The organism is Rhizobium centroccidentale, assembly GCF_030182565.1.
Classification (GTDB): Bacteria; Pseudomonadota; Alphaproteobacteria; order Rhizobiales; family Rhizobiaceae; genus Rhizobium.
Map to the genome: position 1 here is coordinate 108463 of NZ_JAQJCG010000017.1, position 19340 is coordinate 127802.

The window sequence follows — 19340 nt, forward strand, 5'->3', positions numbered from 1 at the left end:
GATGCTTTCTCGGCCGCCGAGCTTGCCTCGGAGGAAAGCCGCGCCTCGGCCACTCCGATGATGGAGCAATATATCGAGATCAAGGCGAACAATCCCGGTTCGCTGCTGTTCTACCGCATGGGCGATTTCTACGAATTGTTCTTCGAAGATGCCGTCGATGCCTCGCGTGCGCTCGGCATCACGCTGACGAAGCGCGGCCAGCACATGGGGCAGGATATCCCCATGTGCGGCGTGCCTGTTCATGCAGCCGACGATTATCTGCAAAAGCTGATCGCCCTTGGCTTCCGCGTCGCCGTCTGCGAGCAGGTGGAAGATCCGGCGGAAGCCAAGAAGCGCGGCGGCAAGTCCGTGGTGCGGCGCGATGTCGTGCGTCTGGTGACACCGGGCACGATCACCGAAGAGAAGCTGCTTTCGCCCTCGGAATCCAACTATCTGATGGCTCTGACACGCATTCGCGGTGGTGCCGAGCCGCAGCTGGCGCTCGCCTGGATCGATATTTCCACAGGCGTCTTCCGCCTCGCCGAGACGGAGGCGTCAAGGCTGCTCGCCGATATCCTGCGCATCGATCCGCGAGAGCTGATCCTGCCGGATACGACGTTCCACGATCCGGAATTGAAGCCGGTTTTCGACATTCTCGGCCGCACGGCGGTCCCGCAGCCGGCCGTGCTGTTCGACAGCGCCAGCGCTGAGGGGCGAATCACCCGTTACTTCGGCGTGTCGACGCTCGATGGTTTCGGCACCTTCACGCGGGCCGAACTAGCAGCCGCCGCAGCCGCGATTGCCTATGTCGAGAAGACCCAGCTCGCCGAGCGGCCCCCGCTGGGGCTGCCGGAGCGTGAAAGCGGCGCTTCCACACTTTTCATCGATCCCGCCACGCGTGCCAATCTCGAACTGGTCCGCACGCTCTCCGGTGACCGCAACGGTTCGCTGTTGAAGACGATCGACCGCACCGTGACCGGCGGTGGTGCCCGGCTTCTTGCCGAGCGGCTGATGTCGCCGCTGACCGACCCCGCCCGTATCAACGAGCGGCTGGATTCGATCGGTTTTCTGATCGAGGAGCCGTCGCTCTGCAGCGATCTGCGTTCGGCGTTGAAGCATGTGCCCGACATGCCGCGCGCGCTGTCGCGCTTGGCACTCGATCGCGGCGGCCCGCGCGATCTCTCGGCGATCCGGCAGGGGTTGGCCGCTGCCGCCGATCTTGCCCGTCTTCTCGGTGGCGCCCTGCTGCCGGAGGAGCTTGCCGCTGCATTGGCCGGGCTGAAAGCTTTGCCAGCCGATCTTGAGGCGATGCTGGCTGCCATGCTTGCCGAAGAGCTGCCCCTGCTGAAACGGGACGGCGGTTTCCTGCGGGAAGGGGCGAATACCGAGTTGGACGAAGTGCGGGCATTGCGCGATCAATCACGCCGCGTCATCGCCGGCCTGCAGCTGCAATATGCCGAGGAAACCGGCATCAAGTCGCTGAAGATCAAGCACAATAATGTGCTCGGCTACTTCATCGAAGTCACGGCCGGCAATGCCGGCCCGATGACCGACACCAGTGAGGCCAAGGCGCGCTTCATCCATCGCCAGACCATGGCGAACGCCATGCGCTTCACCACGACCGAACTTGCCGATCTCGAAAGCCGCATCGCCAATGCCGCCGACAAGGCGCTGGCAATCGAGCTCGAGGCCTTCGACCGCATGGTCGCAGCTGTGGTGGCTGCTGCCGAGGCGATCAAGGCGGGCGCCCGCGCTCTGTCGGTGATCGATGTCGCGGCTGGGCTCGCGCTGCTTGCCGAGGAGCAGGCCTATTGCCGGCCTATCGTCGATGGCAGCCGTATGTTCGCCATCGAGGGCGGCCGCCATCCGGTGGTGGAGCAGGCGCTCCGCCGTCAGGCAGGCGGACCTTTCGTCGCCAACAATTGCGATCTTTCGCCGAAATCCGATGGCAAGGATGGCGCCATCTGGCTCCTGACCGGCCCGAACATGGGCGGTAAGTCCACCTTCCTGCGCCAGAATGCTTTGATCGCCATTCTCGCGCAAATGGGTTCCTTCGTGCCGGCCGCTTCGGCTCATATCGGCATCGTCGACCGGCTGTTCTCGCGCGTCGGCGCTTCCGACGATCTGGCCCGCGGCCGTTCGACCTTCATGGTCGAGATGGTCGAGACGGCAGCGATCCTCAATCAGGCGACGGAACGCTCCCTTGTCATCCTCGATGAGATCGGTCGCGGCACCGCGACTTTCGATGGCCTTTCCATCGCCTGGGCTGCCGTCGAGCATCTGCATGAAGCCAACCGATGCCGCGGTCTCTTCGCCACGCATTTCCATGAGCTGACCGTGCTATCGGAGAAGCTCGGCCGGCTTTCCAATGCCACCATGCGTGTCAAGGAATGGGATGGCGACGTCATCTTCCTGCATGAGGTCGGGCCGGGCGCGGCCGATCGCTCCTACGGCATTCAGGTCGCGCGTCTCGCCGGCCTTCCTGCGTCCGTGGTGGCGCGCGCCCGCGATGTCCTGACGCGGCTCGAAGATGCCGACCGCAAGAATCCGGCAAGCCAGCTCATCGATGATCTGCCTCTCTTCCAGGTGGCCGTCCGCCGAGAGGAGGCCGTTGGCCGGCGCGAGCCGTCCAAGGTCGAGGAACGGCTGAAAACGCTGGATCTGGACGATCTGACGCCACGCGCCGCTCTGGACGTGCTTTATGAACTGAAGAAAACGCTGACCAAAAGCAGCTGACCACAGGCGATATTCCAAGGGCAATATGATGTATCTCGAAGTTCTTCTCGCCGAAGTCCGCACTCTGGGTGAGCGCTTCTCTCCGATCGCCGCGCGCGGCAAGATCTGTGGCGAGGGCGAAGCCCCGGACTGTGAATCCGATCGCGGCCTGCTCGATATCACCCTATCCTGCAGCCGTATTTCCGATATTTGCTCGAAAATCGCCAAGGCCGGTTATTGGGAATGCGAGCGCGAAATGGTGACGCAGATCGGCGCCCAGTCGCGAAACATATTATATAGCTTGAACGAGCTCAGACGGGCGATCGAGCCGGCAAGGCCCTAAAACCGCCGGCTTCTGCGTCGATTGCCGTCACGCTTCGTCAACTTTGGTCCGGTAAAAATCATGGAAAGACCAGGCCCAGAATGCCTGTGTTAATCGTGGGCCAAAGAGGCTATAGCGCATGCAGACGAAAAGACAGGCGCGCCGGCAACGGGCCGCGGTCAGCGAAGAGAAAGCCGATCGGCAGAGCATGGAAACGCATCATATCGATTTTTCGACCATTCTCGATGTATCCGCGCTGAAGGCGGAGTGCGAGGCTCTCGCCAAACGCGGCCTGGACAAGAATGAAGAGCGCTCCGCGCTGCTGGCGCTGTTGAAAAAGGCGAGCCAGGATGGACGGGAAGAAGCACGGCGATTGCTGATCGCCGACGGCAGCGGGCTCAATTGCGCGCACCGGATTTCCTGGCTGCAGGACCAGATCATCACCGTCATCTACGATTTCACCGTCCGTCACGTCTATCCGAAACAGGCTGGCGCCTTCTCCGTCACCGCCGTCGGCGGTTATGGCCGCGATACGCTGGCGCCTGGCTCCGATATCGACCTTCTCTTCCTCTTCCAGCCAAAGCCGGCGAGCGAGACGCACAAGGCGGTCGAATTCATTCTCTATATGCTTTGGGACATGGGCTTCAAAGTCGGCCATGCCACGCGCACAGTCGAGGAATGCATCCGCGAGGCCAAGTCCGATATGACGGTGCGCACCGCCATTCTCGAAACCCGTTATATCTGCGGCAACGTCGCGCTGGAGCGCGAGCTGCAGGCGCGCTTCGACAAGGAAATCATCACCAATACCGGCCCGGAATTCATCGCCGCCAAGCTTGCCGAACGCGACGAACGCCATCGCAAGGCCGGCGACACCCGCTATCTGGTCGAGCCGAACGTCAAGGAAGGCAAGGGCGGCCTGCGCGATCTGCACACGCTGTTCTGGATCTCGAAATATTACTACCACGTCCGCGATCCAGCCGAACTGGTGAAGCTCGGCGTGCTCTCGAAGCAGGAATACCGCCTCTTCGAAAAAGCCGAGGATTTCCTCTGGGCCGTGCGCTGCCACATGCATTTCCTGACCGGCAAGGCGGAAGAGCGGCTTTCCTTCGATATCCAGCGCGATATCGCTGCAGCCCTCGACTATCACGCCCGCCCGGGCCTTTCGGCCGTCGAGCGCTTCATGAAGCACTATTTCCTTGTCGCCAAGGATGTCGGCGATCTCACCCGCATCCTCTGCGCGGCACTTGAGGACCAGCAGGCAAAGGCTACCCCGGGCCTCACCGGCGTCATCAGCCGCTTTGCCAACCGCTCGCGCAAGATTCCCGGCACCGTCGAATTCGTCGAGGACCGCGGCCGGATCGCGCTTGCCAATCCCGATGTCTTCAAGCGCGATCCGGTCAGTCTCATCCGGCTGTTCTTCGTTGCCGATATCAATGGGCTCGAATTCCATCCGGATGCATTGAAGCGCGTCACACGCTCGCTGAGCCTGATCGATAACGATCTGCGCGAGAACGAGGAGGCGAACCGGCTCTTCCTCTCGATCCTCACCTCGAAGCGCGATCCCGCTCTGATCCTGCGCCGCATGAACGAGGCCGGCGTACTCGGGCGTTTCATTCCGGAATTCGGCAAGATTGTCTCGATGATGCAGTTCAACATGTATCACCACTATACGGTGGACGAGCATCTCATCCGTGCCGTCGAGGTGCTGTCGGAAATCGACAAGGGCAAGGCCGAGGATATTCATCCGCTCACCAACAAGCTGATGCCCAATATCGAGGATCGCGACGCGCTCTATGTCGCCGTGCTGCTGCATGATATTGCCAAGGGCCGCGAGGAAGACCATTCGGAAGCCGGTGCCGCAGTTGCACGCAAGCTCTGCCCGCGCTTCGGCCTTTCGCCGAAACAGACGGAGCTGGTGGTCTGGCTGATCGCCGAACACCTGACCATGTCGATGGTCGCCCAGACGCGCGACTTGACCGACCGCAAGACCATTATCGATTTCGCCGACCGGGTGCAGTCGCTCGACCGGCTGAAGATGCTGCTGATCCTGACCGTCTGCGACATCCGCGCCGTCGGTCCTGGCGTCTGGAACGGCTGGAAGGGCCAGCTGCTGCGCACGCTCTATTATGAAACCGAGCTGCTGCTGTCAGGCGGGTTCTCCGAAGTCTCGCGCAAGGAACGCGCCGAAGCTGCCGCCGGAGCCCTGGAACATGCACTTGCTGATTGGAGCCAGAAGGAGCGCAAGGCCTACGTCAAGCTCCACTATCAGCCCTATCTGCTGTCCGTGCCGCTGGAAGATCAAATCCGCCATACGCAGTTCATGCGTGAATCCGACAAGGCGGGCAAGGTGCTCGCCACGATGGTACGCACCGACAGCTTCCACGCCATTACCGAGATCACCGTGCTCTCGCCCGACCATCCGCGTCTTTTGACCGTGATCGCCGGCGCCTGCGCCGCGGCCGGAGCCAATATCGCCGATGCGCAGATCTTCACGACATCGGACGGCCGCGCGCTAGACACCATCCATGTCAGCCGCGAATTCCCCGATGATGCCGATGAACTGCGCCGTGCCGCCACCATCGGCAAGATGATCGAGGATGTGCTGGCCGGCCGCAAGCGGCTGCCGGAGGTCATCGCGACACGGACGAAGAACCGCCGCAAGAACAAGGCTTTCGTCATCCCGCCGTCTGTCATCATCACCAACAGCCTCTCCAACAAGTTCACGGTCATCGAGGTCGAATGCCTTGACCGCCCCGGCCTATTGTCGGAAATCACCGCTGTTCTTTCGGACTTGTCGCTCGATATCCAGTCGGCCCGCATCACCACCTTCGGCGAGAAGGTCATCGACACCTTCTATGTCGCCGATCTCGTCGGGCAGAAGATTTCCAACGAGAACAGGCGAGCCTACATCACCGCACGCCTGAAAGCCGTCATGGCCGGCGAGGAGGATGAAATGCGCGAACGCATGCCCTCCGGCATCATCGCGCCGGCCGCCACGCGCGGCGCCGCCGTCGAAAAGTCAGACACCGAGAAGAAAGCCGGTTCAGCCGCATGAGCCTAGTCAAGAAATTCATCACCGTCGGTGGCGCGACGCTTGGCAGCCGCATCTTCGGCTTCGCCCGCGAAACGCTGATGGCTGCCGCCCTCGGCACCGGGCCGATGGCCGACGTCTTCTACGCCGCCTTCCGTTTTCCGAACCTCTTCCGCCGCTTGTTTGCCGAAGGCGCCTTCAACGCCGCCTTCGTGCCGCTCTTTGCCAAGGAAATCGAGGCCAACGGCATCGACGGCGCCAAGCGTTTTTCTGAAGAGGTGTTCGGCGTTCTCTTCTCGGTCCTGCTGCTGATCACCATCGTCATGGAACTGGCCATGCCACTCCTGGTGCGTTGGGTCATAGCGCCTGGTTTCGCCGACGATGCCGAGAAATTCGACCTGACGGTCCGGTTGGCGGCCGTGATGTTCCCCTATCTCATGTCGATGTCGCTGACGGCGATGATGAGCGGCATGCTGAATTCGCTGCATCATTTCTTCGCCGCAGCCGTGGCTCCGATCTTCCTCAACCTGGTGATGATCAGCGCGCTGTTCTACGCGATCTATTTCGGCGCCGATCCGCTGACCACCGCCTGGTATCTGTCCTGGTCGGTGCTGGTGGCGGGCGTGCTGCAGCTGGCCGTCGTCTATATCGGCGTGCGTCATGCCGGCATCAGTATCGGCCTGCGCTTTCCGCGCTTCACACCCAATGTCAAGCGGCTCCTGCTTCTTGCGATCCCAGCAGCCATCACCGGCGGCGTCACTCAGATCAATCTGGTGATCGGCCAGGCGATCGCCTCGGGCAAGGAAGGCGCGATCGCTGCCCTGCAATATGCAGACCGCATCTACCAGCTGCCGCTCGGCGTCGTCGGCGTCGCGGTCGGAATCGTGCTTTTGCCGGAATTGGCGCGTTCGCTGAAGTCGGGCCATATCAAGGAAGCCGCCAATATCCAGAACCGCTCGATCGAATTCGTGCTGTTCCTGACCCTGCCGGCCGCTGTCGCCCTGTGGCTGCTCTCCGACGATATCATCCGCGTGCTTTACGAGCGCGGCGCCTTTAACGCGAACAATACAACGCTGGTCGGCTCCATCCTTGCCATCTTCGGCCTGGGCCTGCCGGCTTTCGTGCTGATCAAGGCCTTGCAGCCCGGCTTTTATGCCCGTGAAGATACGAAATCGCCGATGCGCTACACGGCGGTCGCCGTCGCCGTCAATTCGGCGCTGTCCATCTTGCTTTTCCCGGTGCTGGCCGAACGCGGCATTGCGCTCGCCGAAGCGGTTGCCGGATGGCTGAACGCTGTACAGCTCTTCGTTACGCTCTATCGCCGCGGGCATCTCGTCTGGGAATGGTCGCTGGTGCGACGCACCGCCATGCTGCTCGTCTCCTCAGCCGTCATGGGTGGTGTCATCGTATATTTGTCTCATCGGTGGGAGCCGCTTCTGGGGTCCGGCTCGACGCTGCTCACCAAGACCGGCGTCCTGGGTTTGCTCATATTGATTGCGATGGCAGTGTATTTCATTGTCGCCTTCCTGATCGGCGGCGTGGATTTGGGCATGGTGCGCCGCAATTTGAAGCGCAAGCGGGCCGCGACTGCGTCGGATGCGAAGGCGGTGAATGGGGAGTAACAAAGCGCCTTCGCCCCGCAATGCGGGGAGAAGGTGGCTTGGCGCCATCGAACAAAGTGAGATCGCGACAAGTCGGATGAGGGGCGTTCATTGAGGCTCCCGCAGAGTTAAAGTATGTAGGCATCGCCGCTTTAGCGGCTGGCCAAGATAGTCTGCCCACGCCGAACGTTTGTGCATGGCCCCTCACCCTAGCCCTCTCCCCGCAAGCGGGGCGAGGGGACGACTTTGCCAAAAGTGGAGCCCCAATGCCCCAATCCCTCTTCCTCATTACCCTCGTCGTCGATGACTACGACCGCGCCAAGGCCTTCTACTGCGATGCCCTCGGTTTCGATTGCTTGGCGGATGAAGTGCAGCCGGAGGGCAAGCGCTGGGTCGTCGTCAGGCCGAAAGGCACGGAGGGCGCCGCGCTATTGCTCGCTCAAGCCGCTAGCGACAGCCAGCGTGCGGCGATCGGTAACCAGACCGGCGGCCGCGTCGGCTTCTTCCTCAAGACCGATGATTTCGCCCACGATCATGCCGCGATGAAGGCAAAGGGCGTGCGCTTTCTGGAGGAGCCGCGCCATGAGGTCTATGGCACCGTGGCGGTCTTTGCCGATCCCTATGGCAACACCTGGGATCTGATCCAGCATTCTTCCTGAGACTGCCCCCATATAACCTCTTGATCCCAACCTATCCGCCGTGCATAAGCCGCTCGAAACCAAGGGTCGAGCGCCGCTCGCCCAGGCCCTCCACAAGCCTTTTGAGGACGACATGACCGAATTCAAGCCGCTCGTATTCTCCGGCGTTCAGCCTACCGGCAACCTCCACCTCGGCAACTATCTCGGCGCGATCCGCAAGTTCGTGGCCCTGCAGGCCAACAACGACTGCATCTATTGCGTCGTCGACATGCATGCGCTGACGGCGCAGCTCGTCCATGAGGACATGCCGAACCAGACGCGTTCGATCACTGCGGCCTTCCTTGCCGCCGGCATCGATCCGGAAAAGCATATCGTCTTCAATCAGTCGGCCGTGCCGGGACATGCCGAGCTTGCCTGGATCTTCAACTGCGTCGCCCGTATCGGCTGGATGAACCGCATGACGCAGTTCAAGGACAAGGCCGGCAAAGACCGCGAGCAGGCCTCGCTCGGCCTTTATGCCTATCCGAGCCTGATGGCCGCCGATATTCTGCTCTATCGCGCCACCCATGTTCCGGTCGGTGACGACCAGAAGCAGCATCTGGAGCTGACCCGCGACATCGCCATGAAGTTCAATCTGGACTATATGGAGCATATCCGTCGCACGGGCTACGGCATCGATATCACCGTCGGCGACGAGCCGGTGCATGCCTATTTCCCGATGGTCGAACCATTGATCGATGGCCCGGCGCCGCGCGTCATGTCGCTGCGCGACGGCACGAAGAAGATGTCGAAATCCGACGCATCGGACCTCTCGCGCATCAACCTGCTCGATGACGAGGAAAACATCTCGAAGAAGATCCGCAAGGCCAAGACCGATCCGGATGGTTTGCCGAGCGAAATCGCCGGCCTTGCCGGCCGGCCGGAAGCCGACAATCTGGTTGGCATCTATGCAGCGCTTGCCGACAAGTCGAAGGCCGAGGTTCTCTCGGAATTCGGTGGCCAGCAGTTCTCCGTCTTCAAGCCGGCACTGGTCGATCTCGCCGTGCATGTGCTTTCGCCGATCACAATGGAAATGCGCCGCCTGATGGCAGATCCCGGCCATATCGATGCTGTTCTGCGCGATGGCAGTGCCCGCGCCCGCGCCCGCGCCGACGTCACCATGAAGCAGGTTCGCGACATTATCGGCTTTCTCTATTGATGATGTCGTAATGGAGAGCTCCGGTTGCCAAACGGGGGCTTGCAAAACGCCGCCTTCGGGTGTCAGAGTCGCCGTATGGTTTCAAAACGTCTTTCACGGCTCGAAGGTCATCGCCGCAAGTTCATGGCGGTCATCGACGGCACGCCTGAATGCCAGCGCGCCGTCCATTATGCCGGCCGGCGCGCCAAGAATTCCAATGGCGGTCTCGTACTGCTCTATGTGATCCCCGAGGGTGACTTCCAGCAATGGCTCGGGGTCGAGGAGATCATGCGGGCGGAAGCACGCGAGGAGGCCGAGGCGGCAACCGCAAAGGCTGCGCAGACCGTGCGCGAAAACATCGGCATCGATGCTGAAATCGTCATCCGCGAGGGTGCTGCTGCCGAGCAGATCAATGCCGCGATCGAGGAGGACCGGGATATCGCGCTTCTCGTGCTTGCCGCCGGTTCGGCCAAGGAAGGTCCCGGCCCACTGGTTTCGTCGATCGCCGGTCGAGCTGCCGCTTTTCCGATCCCGGTGACAGTGCTCCCGGATACGCTGAGCAATGAGGAAATCGACGCGCTGAGTTGATCGCGTGTGCCATTTCTTGAGAAACACTCTCTTGAATAGAATGGCCAAAAGGCCTATCTTCTTTTGAAATATTCTAAAGTCGGGACCGGGTTTTCGCCCGCCGCATGGAGATCAAGATGTTCATTCAGACCGAAGCGACGCCGAACCCCGCGACCCTCAAGTTCCTGCCGGGCAAAGTGGTGATGGAAAGCGGCACGGCCGAGTTCCGCAGCGCCGAAGAAGCCGAAGCGTCGCCGCTTGCTGCCCGCCTCTTCGAGATCCCGGGCGTGATCGGCGTTTATTTCGGCTACGACTTTATTTCCGTCTCCAAGGAACAGCAGGAATGGCAGCATCTGAAGCCGGCCATTCTCGGCTCGATCATGGAGCACTTTATGTCCGGCAAGCCGGTCATGGGCACCGCATCGGTTCTCTCCGAAGTACAGGATGCCGGCGGCGAATTTTTCGACGAGGGCGACGAGTCGATCGTGCTGACCATCAAGGAGCTGCTTGAAACGCGCGTTCGTCCGGCAGTTGCCCAGGATGGTGGCGACATCACCTTCCGCGGCTTCCGTGACGGCAAGGTCTACCTCAACATGAAGGGATCCTGCTCTGGTTGCCCGTCCTCCACGGCGACGCTGAAGCATGGCGTGCAGAACCTTCTGCGCCATTTTGTCCCGGAAGTGCAGGAAGTCGAAGCCGTCTAATCCCGGCCTAGCGGAAAAATTGACATGATCGTACTGGCGCTCGACACGGCAGGTGTGGATTGCGCTGCCGCTGTGTATGATAGCGGCAGTGATTCTGTGATGGGGGAGGTCACGGAAACGATCGGGCGGGGGCATGCCGAGCATTTGATGCACGTTGTCGACGAGGCGCTGGCGAAAGCCGATGTGGCGCTTTCGGCGGTTGAACGTGTCGTCGTGACCGTCGGCCCCGGTTCCTTCACCGGCATCCGCATCGGCGTCGCAGCTGCACGCGGTTTTGCACTTTCCCTCGATGTTCCTGCAGTCGGCATCACGACCCTCGAGGTCATGGCGGCGGCTGCCAGAGCGCAGAATCCGGGCAAGTCGGTTCTGGCTGCCATCGATGCCAAGCGCGAGGAGATCTATCTCCAGAGCTTCGATTCGGATGGCAACCCGCTGGACGAGGCTCGGGCCGTGACGATCGACGAAGCGCGAGCAATCGCCGGCGCATTCGACGGGATCGTCACCGGAACGGCTGTCGCCCGGTTGAGCGACGCGCCGCCTGCGGAGCGGCCAGACGCATTTCCGATTGCCATCGTCGCCCGGCTGGGCGCCGGCAAGCCTGCCGGCGAAAAGCCGAAGCCGCTTTATCTTCGCGGACCCGATGCCAGACCGCAGGCCGGATACGCAGTTGCCAGGCAATAGACATGCTCGAATCCTACCTTACCTTGAAAGCCGAATACGAAATCGTCCCGATGGAATTGAAGGATTGCGCCGAAGTGGCGCTCCTGCATGGCGAACGGTTCCCGCGGGTATGGGACGAGAGCGAATTTCAAGGCCTCCTCGGACAGGAGACTACCTTCGGCTTCGTCGCCCGTCAGACCAATGCCATCTTGAAAAAGGCGCTTCCCGGCTTCGTGCTGGCGCGGCATGTGGCGGGTGAGGGCGAAATCTTGACGATTGCCGTCAATGCCAAACTCGCACGCTCCGGTCTCGGCTGGCGCCTCATGCAGGCGGCTCTGCGGGAAGCCCGCAATCGCGGCGGCGAAACCATGTTCCTGGAGGTCGATGGCAGCAATCAGCCGGCGCTCGGCCTCTATCGCAAGCTCGGTTTCGAGACGGTAGGGGAGCGTAAGGCCTATTATGTCGGCGAAAACGGCCAGAAGTCGACGGCGCTTGTCATGCGTCGCGTTCTTCGCTAGAGCATTTCGGAGCCAAGTGGCATCACCTGGCGTCGCACAAATGCGGCAAAACAAATAGTTAGAGCAGCAATTCGACGCTCCAACTGTTGCCACAGTCCAAACAGACCGAAGACAGCGATTGATGGAAGACGCCGTAAAATCCCTGGAGGAGCTTTGCGCCGAACGCGGAATGCGCATGACGGAGCAGCGCCGGGTCATTGCGCGCATCATCGAGAGCTCCGGCGATCACCCCGATGTCGAGGAGCTTTATCGCCGCTCGGTGGAGGTGGATGCGAAAATCTCGATCTCGACGGTCTATCGCACCGTCAAGCTGTTCGAAGATGCCGGGCTTCTCGCCCGCCACGATTTCCGTGATGGTCGCTCCCGCTACGAAACCGTGCCGGAAGAACATCATGATCATCTGATCGACTTGAAAAACGGCATGGTAATTGAATTCCATTCGCCGGAGATCGAGGCTTTGCAGGAACGCATTGCCCGTGAACATGGCTTCAAACTCGTCGACCACCGGCTGGAGCTTTACGGCATCCCGCTGAAGAAGGACGAAGGTTGACGTGAAGGCTTTCATGCAGGAGCGAATGATTTGATGACCTGGCTGCGCATCGGCTGTGCCGCCGTGGTTATTGGTGTCGTCAGCGCGGTGATGCTGCCGCTGCAGATCCTCTGTCTGCGCTTTGACTGGAAACTTCGGCGCTATCTGCCGCGCTACTGGCATCGTATCGTCTGCTATTGGCTTGGCGTGCGCATCCACGTGGTCGGCAAGATGGAGACGAGCCGGCCTCTCATGCTGGCGTCCAACCACTCATCCTGGCTCGATATTCTCGTGTTGTCGGCGGTGGCCGACGTCTCCTTCATCGCCAAGTCGGAAGTGCGGGACTGGCCGATCTTCGGGCTTTTCGCACAGTGGCAGAAGAGCGTCTTCGTCGAGCGGGAGCAAAAGCGCAAGACCGGCGAGCAGGTGAACGAGATCGCCGACCGCATGGCGGATGGCGAAATCATGGTGCTGTTTCCCGAGGGCACGACTTCGGACGGCAATCGGCTGCTCGAAGTCAAATCCTCGCTGTTCGGTGCTGCCGCTGCCGCCCTGCCGAAGGCGCCGGATGCCGTCGTGCATGTTCAGCCGGTCGCGGTCGCCTATACCCGCGTCCATGGAACACCGATGGGCCGCTATTATCGCCCGCTGACGGCATGGCCTGGAGATATCGAGCTTGTGCCGCACCTGAAGGGCATCATCCAGTGCGGTGCCATCGATGTCGACGTCTGTTTCGGCGAGGCGGTGGATTATCGCGCCGGCACCAATCGCAAGGAAGTCAGCGCTACGATCGCCAGGCGCATCCGCAATATGCTTGCCAGCCGCCTGCTCGGGCGCGAGATCGCCTGATTTCCGGGTGATTCCAACTTTTTCATTTTCTCCGAAAGCAAAAGCCACTACATAGCGGCCCATGACCAAGGATAGCCTGACCTTCGACGCCCCGGCGGCCGACGCTTTGCAGCTCGGTTCCCGCGACGGCTCCAACAGCCGCAAGGTCTTCATCAAGACCTACGGCTGCCAGATGAACGTCTATGATTCCATGCGGATGAGCGATGCGCTCTCCCGCGACGGCTACGAGCCGACCGAGGACATGGAAGAGGCCGATCTCGTCCTTTTGAACACCTGTCATATCCGCGAGAAAGCGGCCGAAAAGGTCTATTCCGCGCTTGGTCGTCTGCGCGAGATGAAGAAGCGCAAGGCCGCCGACGGCCGCGAAATGATGATCGGCGTTACCGGCTGCGTCGCCCAGGCCGAAGGCGAGGAAATCCTGCGCCGTGCGCCCGCCGTCGATGTCGTCATCGGCCCGCAGACCTACCATCGCCTGCCGGAAGCGCTTCGCCGCGCCAAGGAAGGCCAGCGCGTCGTCGACACGGAATATGCGATCGAGGACAAGTTCGAGCATCTGCCGATCGCAGAGAAGACGAAGATCCGCGCCCGCGGCGTCACCGCCTTTTTGACGGTGCAGGAAGGCTGCGACAAGTTCTGCACCTTCTGCGTCGTGCCCTATACCCGTGGTTCCGAAGTCTCCCGTCCGGTCTCCCAGATCGTCGAAGAGGCCGAAAAACTTGTGGATGGCGGCGTGCGCGAAATCACGCTGCTCGGCCAGAACGTCAATGCCTGGCATGGCGCCGGTCCGACGGGCGAAGCCTGGAGCCTTGGCGATCTCCTCTATCGTCTGGCGGAAATCCCTGGTCTCGCGCGCCTGCGCTACACGACCAGCCACCCGCGCGATATGGACGACCGCCTGATCGGCGCGCATCGCGACCTGCGGACGCTGATGCCCTATCTGCATCTTCCGGTTCAGGCCGGCTCGGATCGCATCCTGAAGGCAATGAACCGACGGCATACGGCGGCGGAATACCTCACTCTCATCGAGAGAATCCGTGCGGCGCGCCCGGATATTGCCCTTTCGGGTGACTTCATCGTCGGCTTCCCGGGGGAGACAGACCAGGATTTTGAGGATACACTCAGACTGATTGAGGAGGTGAATTATGCACAGGCCTTCTCATTCAAATATTCCACACGGCCAGGTACGCCTGGCGCGGAGTTGAAGGATCAGGTGCCCGAAGAGGTCAAGACCGAACGGCTGGAGCGTTTGCAGGCATTGTTGCTGAAGCAGCAGCATGCGTTTGCGGAGGCCTGCGTGGGCAAAACAGTGGATATCCTTCTGGAAAAGCCGGGCCGGATGCCGGGCCAGTTGATTGGACGCTCCCCTTGGCTGCAGTCTGTGAATGTTGATGCAAAAGCATCGCAAATCGGTGACATTATTAATGTACGAATCACCGGAACCAGCACCAACAGCCTTTTCGCTGAATTGCTCTAGGTTCCGGACGGACCAAAGGAGCCGCACCGCTTGAACGGACAGGAATTGGTTTCTTCTTCATCGCGCCAGCCCCGCACCGCGAGCGACGCCAATCACTTCACCCTGACGTTCGAGAACAATCGGTTCGCCAGTGAGCTTTTCGGGCAGTTCGACCAGAATTTGAAGCTGCTTGAGGAGCGCCTCGGCATCGACGCCCGCGCTCGCGGCAACTCCGTCGTCATCACAGGCGATGTGCTGGCCACCAATCAGGCGCGCCGCACGCTCGATTACCTCTATGATAAGCTGCAAAAAGGCGGCAATGTGGAACCTTCCGACGTGGAAGGGGCAATCCGCATGGCGGTTGCCGCCGACGACCAATTGACGCTGCCGACCATGGAGAGAAAAGCCAAGTTGACGATGGCGCAGATTTCGACGCGCAAGAAGACGATCATTGCGCGGACGCCGACTCAGGATGCCTATATGCGGGCACTGGAGCGGTCCGAGCTCGTCCTCGGCGTCGGCCCGGCCGGTACGGGCAAAACCTATCTCGCCGTGGCGCACGCCGCCCAGCTCCTGGAGCGCGGTGCCGTGGAGAAGATCATCCTATCGCGCCCGGCCGTCGAAGCCGGCGAGCGCCTCGGCTTCCTGCCCGGCGACATGAAGGAAAAGGTCGATCCCTATCTGCGTCCGCTCTACGACGCGCTCTACGACATGATGCCCGGCGACAAGGTCGAACGTGCCATCACGGCAGGCGTCATCGAGATCGCGCCGCTTGCCTTCATGCGCGGCCGCACGCTTGCCAATGCCGCCGTCATCCTCGATGAGGCACAGAATACGACATCCATGCAGATGAAGATGTTCCTGACGCGTCTCGGCGAAAACTCGCGGATGATCGTGACGGGTGATCCGAGCCAGATCGACTTGCCGCGCGGTGTCAAATCCGGCCTGGTGGAAGCGCTCGAGCTGCTGAACGGCGTCGAGGGCATCACCATCGTCCGCTTCAAGGATACGGACGTTGTCCGTCATCCGCTGGTGGCGCGCATCGTCCGGGCCTACGATTCCACCTATGCCGCAAAGGCAGAGGAAAGCGATCCGCAGATCTGATCTGCGGCACGAAAGCTCATGGCCGAACTCGATATACAGATCAGTGTGGAGGAGGGCGATTGGCCCTCCGAAGAGGTATTGCAGTCGCTTGCCGAGCGCGTGCTAGGTGAAGCTGCGAATTATCTCAAGAAATACGAGAAGCAGCCGTTTCCAAAAATGGCGCCCGAATTGTCGCTGGTCTTTACCGATGACGCTTCGATCCGCGAGATCAATGCGGAATGGCGGTCACAGGACAAGGCGACGAATGTACTTTCTTTTCCGGCTTTCCCGCTTGAACCCGGCGGCAAGCCCGGCCCGATGCTGGGCGATATCATCATCGCCAGGGAGACGGTGGAGCGTGAGGCGGTCGATCTCGAAAAGAGTTTTGACGACCATCTGACGCATTTGATGGTGCATGGTTTCTTGCATCTCTTCGGCTACGACCATATGAATAATAGCGAAGCCGAAAGAATGGAGGGGCTGGAGACTCGCATTTTGGCTAGTCTTGGCCTATCTGATCCCTATGCGGGACAAGACCCCATTTGATTTGAACCCTGTCTGACCAGGAACAATGAGCGACTTTACGACAAGATCGGCCCCCGAGGCCAAAGACGGAGCCGAAGCAGCCTCCTCCGACGAGGTAGGCAGTAGTAGCAACGGCAAGCGATCCCACTCTTCATTCTGGGCACGTGCTGCGCGCATTCTGCGCCCGGCACAGGATTCCGCTCGGTTGCGCGAGGATCTGGCCGATGCGTTGATGACCAACGCGGCCGGTGACGATGCCTTCTCCGCGGATGAGCGGGCGATGCTCCACAATATCCTGCGCTTCCGCGAGGTGCGCGTCGAGGATGTCATGGTACCACGCGCCGACATCGAGGCCGTGGATCAGAACATCACCATCGGCGAACTGATGATCCTCTTCGAGGAAAGCGGCCGTTCGCGTATGCCCGTCTATGCCGACACGCTGGATGATCCGCGCGGCATGGTGCATATCCGCGACCTTCTGTCCTATGTCGCTAAGCAGGCCCGCAACAAGCGCCGCAACGGCAGTGCGAAGACGGCTGCGGCACCAGCCACTCCCGCAACCGAAAAGCCCGCACGCTCGGCCAAGCCGAATTTCGACCTTTCGCGGGTCGATCTGCAGAAGACGCTGGCGGAAGCCGGCATCATCCGCAAGATCCTGTTCGTACCGCCTTCGATGCTTGCCTCCGATCTCCTGCGACGCATGCAGGTCAACCGCACGCAGATGGCGCTTGTGATCGATGAATATGGTGGCACGGATGGCCTGGCCTCGCACGAGGACATCGTGGAAATGGTCGTGGGCGACATCGACGACGAGCATGATGATGAAGAAGTCATGTTCAAGCGCGTCTCGGAGGACGTCTTCGTTGCTGACGCTCGTGTCGAGTTGGAGGAGATCGCAGCTGCGATCGGTCCGGATTTCGATATCGCCGAGCAGGTGGACGAGGTGGATACGCTCGGCGGCCTGATCTTCTCCGCCCTCGGCCGCATTCCGGTGCGTGGCGAGGTGGTGCAGGCGCTTCCAGGCTTCGAATTCCACATTCTCGATGCCGATCCGCGCCGCATCAAGCGGGTGCGCATCACGCGTAAGCGCCATGCCGCTCGCCGCCGTCCGACCGTCAAGCTGGAAGGCGAGGCGGGTGCGTCGGAGCGCGATTTGCCGGCACCGGAAACGATCACCGAGGAAACGCCGGCCGAGCGTAACGCCGCCAGCCAATAAATGGCGCGGGAGCGGGACAAATCGCTGCATTTTTGAAAGACTGCGCCCAATTGATTCGCGATTGGACGGAGCTGGCGCATGGAATGGCTTTCGGGCAGGGTGATCCTCGTCTGGGGTTTCAAACGTGCGTTGCTTACCATTTTAGCCGGCGCCATCGGCGTGCTGGCGCTGCCGCCCTTCGGTTTCTTCGCGGCAATGTTCGTCTCGTTCACCCTGCTCGTCTGGCTGCTGGATGGCGTTGCTGCCGGCCCGGATAGCGGCCTGCTCGGGCGCCTGTGGCCTGCCTTCTTCACCGGCTGGCTGTTCGGCTTCGGCTATTTTGTCGCCGGCCTCTGGTGGCTTGGCCATGCGCTGCTGATCGATGCCGACGAGTTCGCCTGGGCGCTGCCGCTGGCAATCCTCGGTCTGCCAGCCTTTCTGGCCGTTTTCTACGGCGTCGCCACCGTGCTTGCACGGATCCTCTGGTCCGACGGCATGGGGCGTATCGCAGCACTCGCCTTCAGTTTCGGTATCCTGGAATGGCTGCGCAGCTTTCTTTTCACCGGCTTTCCCTGGAATGCCATCGGCTATGGCGCCATGCCCATTCCGCTGATGATGCAGTCGGCGCATGTCGTCGGCGTGCTCGGGGTGACCGTGCTTGCCGTCTTCGTTTTTGCGACACCTGCGCTGCTCGGCACGCGCCAGGGGCGGGTGCCGGGGATCGGCCTTGCCATTCTCATCGCCGCCACTCATGTCGGTTATGGCTATTACGCATTAGGCCAGCCGGAGGCGCCGCTGACCGATGCCAAGACGGCACCTGTGGTGCGTATCGTCCAGCCTTCGATCGACCAGGAAACCAAGATGGATACGGCCGCCGACCGCGCCGCCATCTTCGACAAGCACCTGGCGCTTTCCGTGCAGCCGCCTGCCAATGGCGGCAAGCGGCCCGACATCATCGTCTGGCCGGAAACGGCCGTGCCCTTCATCCTCACCGATAATCGCGATGCGCTCGCCCGTATTGCCGATCAGCTCGAAGACGATCAGATCCTGATTACCGGGGCTGTCCGTGTCGAAGACATGGGTCCGGGCGTCGAGCCGCGCTACTACAATTCGATCTATGTCATCGACGGCCGCGGGCAGATCATCGGTGCGTCCGACAAGACCCATCTCGTCCCCTTCGGCGAATATGTGCCCTTCGAGCATATTCTGAGCTATCTCGGTATCGAGAATGTCGTGGAACTGCCGGGCGGGTTCTCCGCGGCGACCAAGCGGCAATTGCTGACCATGCCAGACGGCATCAAATTCTATCCGCTGATCTGCTACGAGATCATCTTCCCGAATGAGATGACGTCGGAGATCCGGCAGGCCGATGCCATCCTCAACGTCACGAACGACGGCTGGTTCGGCGATACGCCTGGCCCATACCAGCATTTCCAGCAGGCAAGGGTGAGGGCGGTGGAGCAGGGACTGCCGTTGATTCGAAGCGCCAATACCGGCATTTCAGCATTTGTTGATGCACACGGACGGGTGCTTTCTGGCATCGATTATAATCAGCAAGGCTTCATAGATACCACTTTCGGTGGCGCAACCGTATCGCGCATCGACGATAAAGCCAGAAAAACATACTTTTGGTTGATCATCGGAGCAGTCGGCGTGATTGCCGTGATTTCGCGCATGGGTTTTATTTTCAGGGTGAATTGACCAAAAAACCCTAAAATTGCATAGTGCTAGATGTCCGCCTTTCGAACGTAGACTGGAGGCCTTGGGGGCGTCGGCTGCAACGTGGCGTTATAG

Annotated in this window: 17 protein-coding genes; all 17 read left to right on the forward strand. The window is 61.0% G+C overall.

All coding sequences use genetic code 11. The features are described from left to right. The first annotated feature begins 57 nt into the window (after positions 1 to 57). The 17 genes from mutS (at position 58) to lnt (ending at position 19247) form a co-directional block, all read left to right on the forward strand. Positions 58 to 2715: a DNA mismatch repair protein MutS gene (gene mutS / locus PH562_RS21475; protein ID WP_483315371.1), complete on the forward strand. Its 2658-nt coding sequence runs from the start codon at positions 58 to 60 to the stop codon at positions 2713 to 2715. A gap of 28 nt (positions 2716 to 2743) precedes the next feature. After that, positions 2744 to 3037, forward strand: a complete 294-nt coding sequence (locus PH562_RS21480) for a hypothetical protein (protein WP_113231860.1) — start codon at positions 2744 to 2746, stop codon at positions 3035 to 3037. Between the two features lie 118 nt (positions 3038 to 3155). Further along, on the forward strand, positions 3156 to 6071 hold the full coding sequence (locus PH562_RS21485) for a [protein-PII] uridylyltransferase (RefSeq protein WP_113231861.1): 2916 nt from the start codon (positions 3156 to 3158) through the stop codon (positions 6069 to 6071). Continuing rightward, a complete protein-coding gene (murJ, locus tag PH562_RS21490) occupies positions 6068 to 7669 on the forward strand; it encodes a murein biosynthesis integral membrane protein MurJ (RefSeq protein ID WP_113231862.1) in 1602 nt (533 codons plus the stop codon). The genes PH562_RS21485 and murJ overlap by 4 nt, the downstream gene beginning before the upstream one ends. Positions 7670 to 7914: 245 nt before the next feature. Next, positions 7915 to 8307 (forward strand): VOC family protein, encoded by a 393-nt coding sequence (locus PH562_RS21495; protein ID WP_285175532.1) that lies wholly within the window; start codon positions 7915 to 7917, stop codon positions 8305 to 8307. 112 nt (positions 8308 to 8419) lie between these two features. After that, complete coding sequence (gene trpS, locus PH562_RS21500) at positions 8420 to 9484, forward strand: tryptophan--tRNA ligase (protein WP_285175533.1); 1065 nt, start codon at positions 8420 to 8422, stop codon at positions 9482 to 9484. 75 nt (positions 9485 to 9559) lie between these two features. Beyond that, entirely contained in the window at positions 9560 to 10051 is a 492-nt protein-coding gene (locus tag PH562_RS21505) for a universal stress protein (RefSeq protein ID WP_285175534.1), read from the forward strand. Positions 10052 to 10167: 116 nt separating this feature from the next. Next, the gene (locus tag PH562_RS21510) at positions 10168 to 10734 is read left to right on the forward strand and encodes a NifU family protein (RefSeq protein WP_285175535.1); all 567 of its coding nucleotides are present in this window, start codon (positions 10168 to 10170) and stop codon (positions 10732 to 10734) included. Positions 10735 to 10758: 24 nt separating this feature from the next. Next, the gene (gene tsaB, locus PH562_RS21515; RefSeq protein WP_285175536.1) at positions 10759 to 11415 is read left to right on the forward strand and encodes a tRNA (adenosine(37)-N6)-threonylcarbamoyltransferase complex dimerization subunit type 1 TsaB; all 657 of its coding nucleotides are present in this window, start codon (positions 10759 to 10761) and stop codon (positions 11413 to 11415) included. A gap of 2 nt (positions 11416 to 11417) precedes the next feature. Then, entirely contained in the window at positions 11418 to 11912 is a 495-nt protein-coding gene (locus PH562_RS21520) for a GNAT family N-acetyltransferase (protein ID WP_113231867.1), read from the forward strand. A 121-nt stretch (positions 11913 to 12033) separates the two neighbouring features. After that, positions 12034 to 12462 carry a Fur family transcriptional regulator gene (locus tag PH562_RS21525; RefSeq protein WP_285175537.1) on the forward strand — a complete coding sequence of 143 codons (429 nt, stop codon included), beginning with the start codon at positions 12034 to 12036 and terminating at the stop codon, positions 12460 to 12462. Positions 12463 to 12492: 30 nt separating this feature from the next. Continuing rightward, a complete protein-coding gene (gene olsA, locus PH562_RS21530) occupies positions 12493 to 13290 on the forward strand; it encodes a lyso-ornithine lipid O-acyltransferase (RefSeq protein WP_285175538.1) in 798 nt (265 codons plus the stop codon). Positions 13291 to 13351: 61 nt separating this feature from the next. Beyond that, positions 13352 to 14764, forward strand: a complete 1413-nt coding sequence (miaB, locus tag PH562_RS21535; RefSeq protein ID WP_285175539.1) for a tRNA (N6-isopentenyl adenosine(37)-C2)-methylthiotransferase MiaB — start codon at positions 13352 to 13354, stop codon at positions 14762 to 14764. Positions 14765 to 14794: 30 nt separating this feature from the next. Then, positions 14795 to 15847: a PhoH family protein gene (locus tag PH562_RS21540; RefSeq protein ID WP_113231871.1), complete on the forward strand. Its 1053-nt coding sequence runs from the start codon at positions 14795 to 14797 to the stop codon at positions 15845 to 15847. Positions 15848 to 15865: 18 nt separating this feature from the next. Beyond that, positions 15866 to 16372 (forward strand): rRNA maturation RNase YbeY, encoded by a 507-nt coding sequence (gene ybeY, locus PH562_RS21545; protein ID WP_113231872.1) that lies wholly within the window; start codon positions 15866 to 15868, stop codon positions 16370 to 16372. 25 nt (positions 16373 to 16397) lie between these two features. Then, positions 16398 to 17567 carry a hemolysin family protein gene (locus PH562_RS21550; RefSeq protein ID WP_285175540.1) on the forward strand — a complete coding sequence of 390 codons (1170 nt, stop codon included), beginning with the start codon at positions 16398 to 16400 and terminating at the stop codon, positions 17565 to 17567. Positions 17568 to 17645: 78 nt separating this feature from the next. Beyond that, positions 17646 to 19247 carry an apolipoprotein N-acyltransferase gene (lnt, locus tag PH562_RS21555; protein ID WP_285175541.1) on the forward strand — a complete coding sequence of 534 codons (1602 nt, stop codon included), beginning with the start codon at positions 17646 to 17648 and terminating at the stop codon, positions 19245 to 19247. Positions 19248 to 19340: the final 93 nt, after the last annotated feature.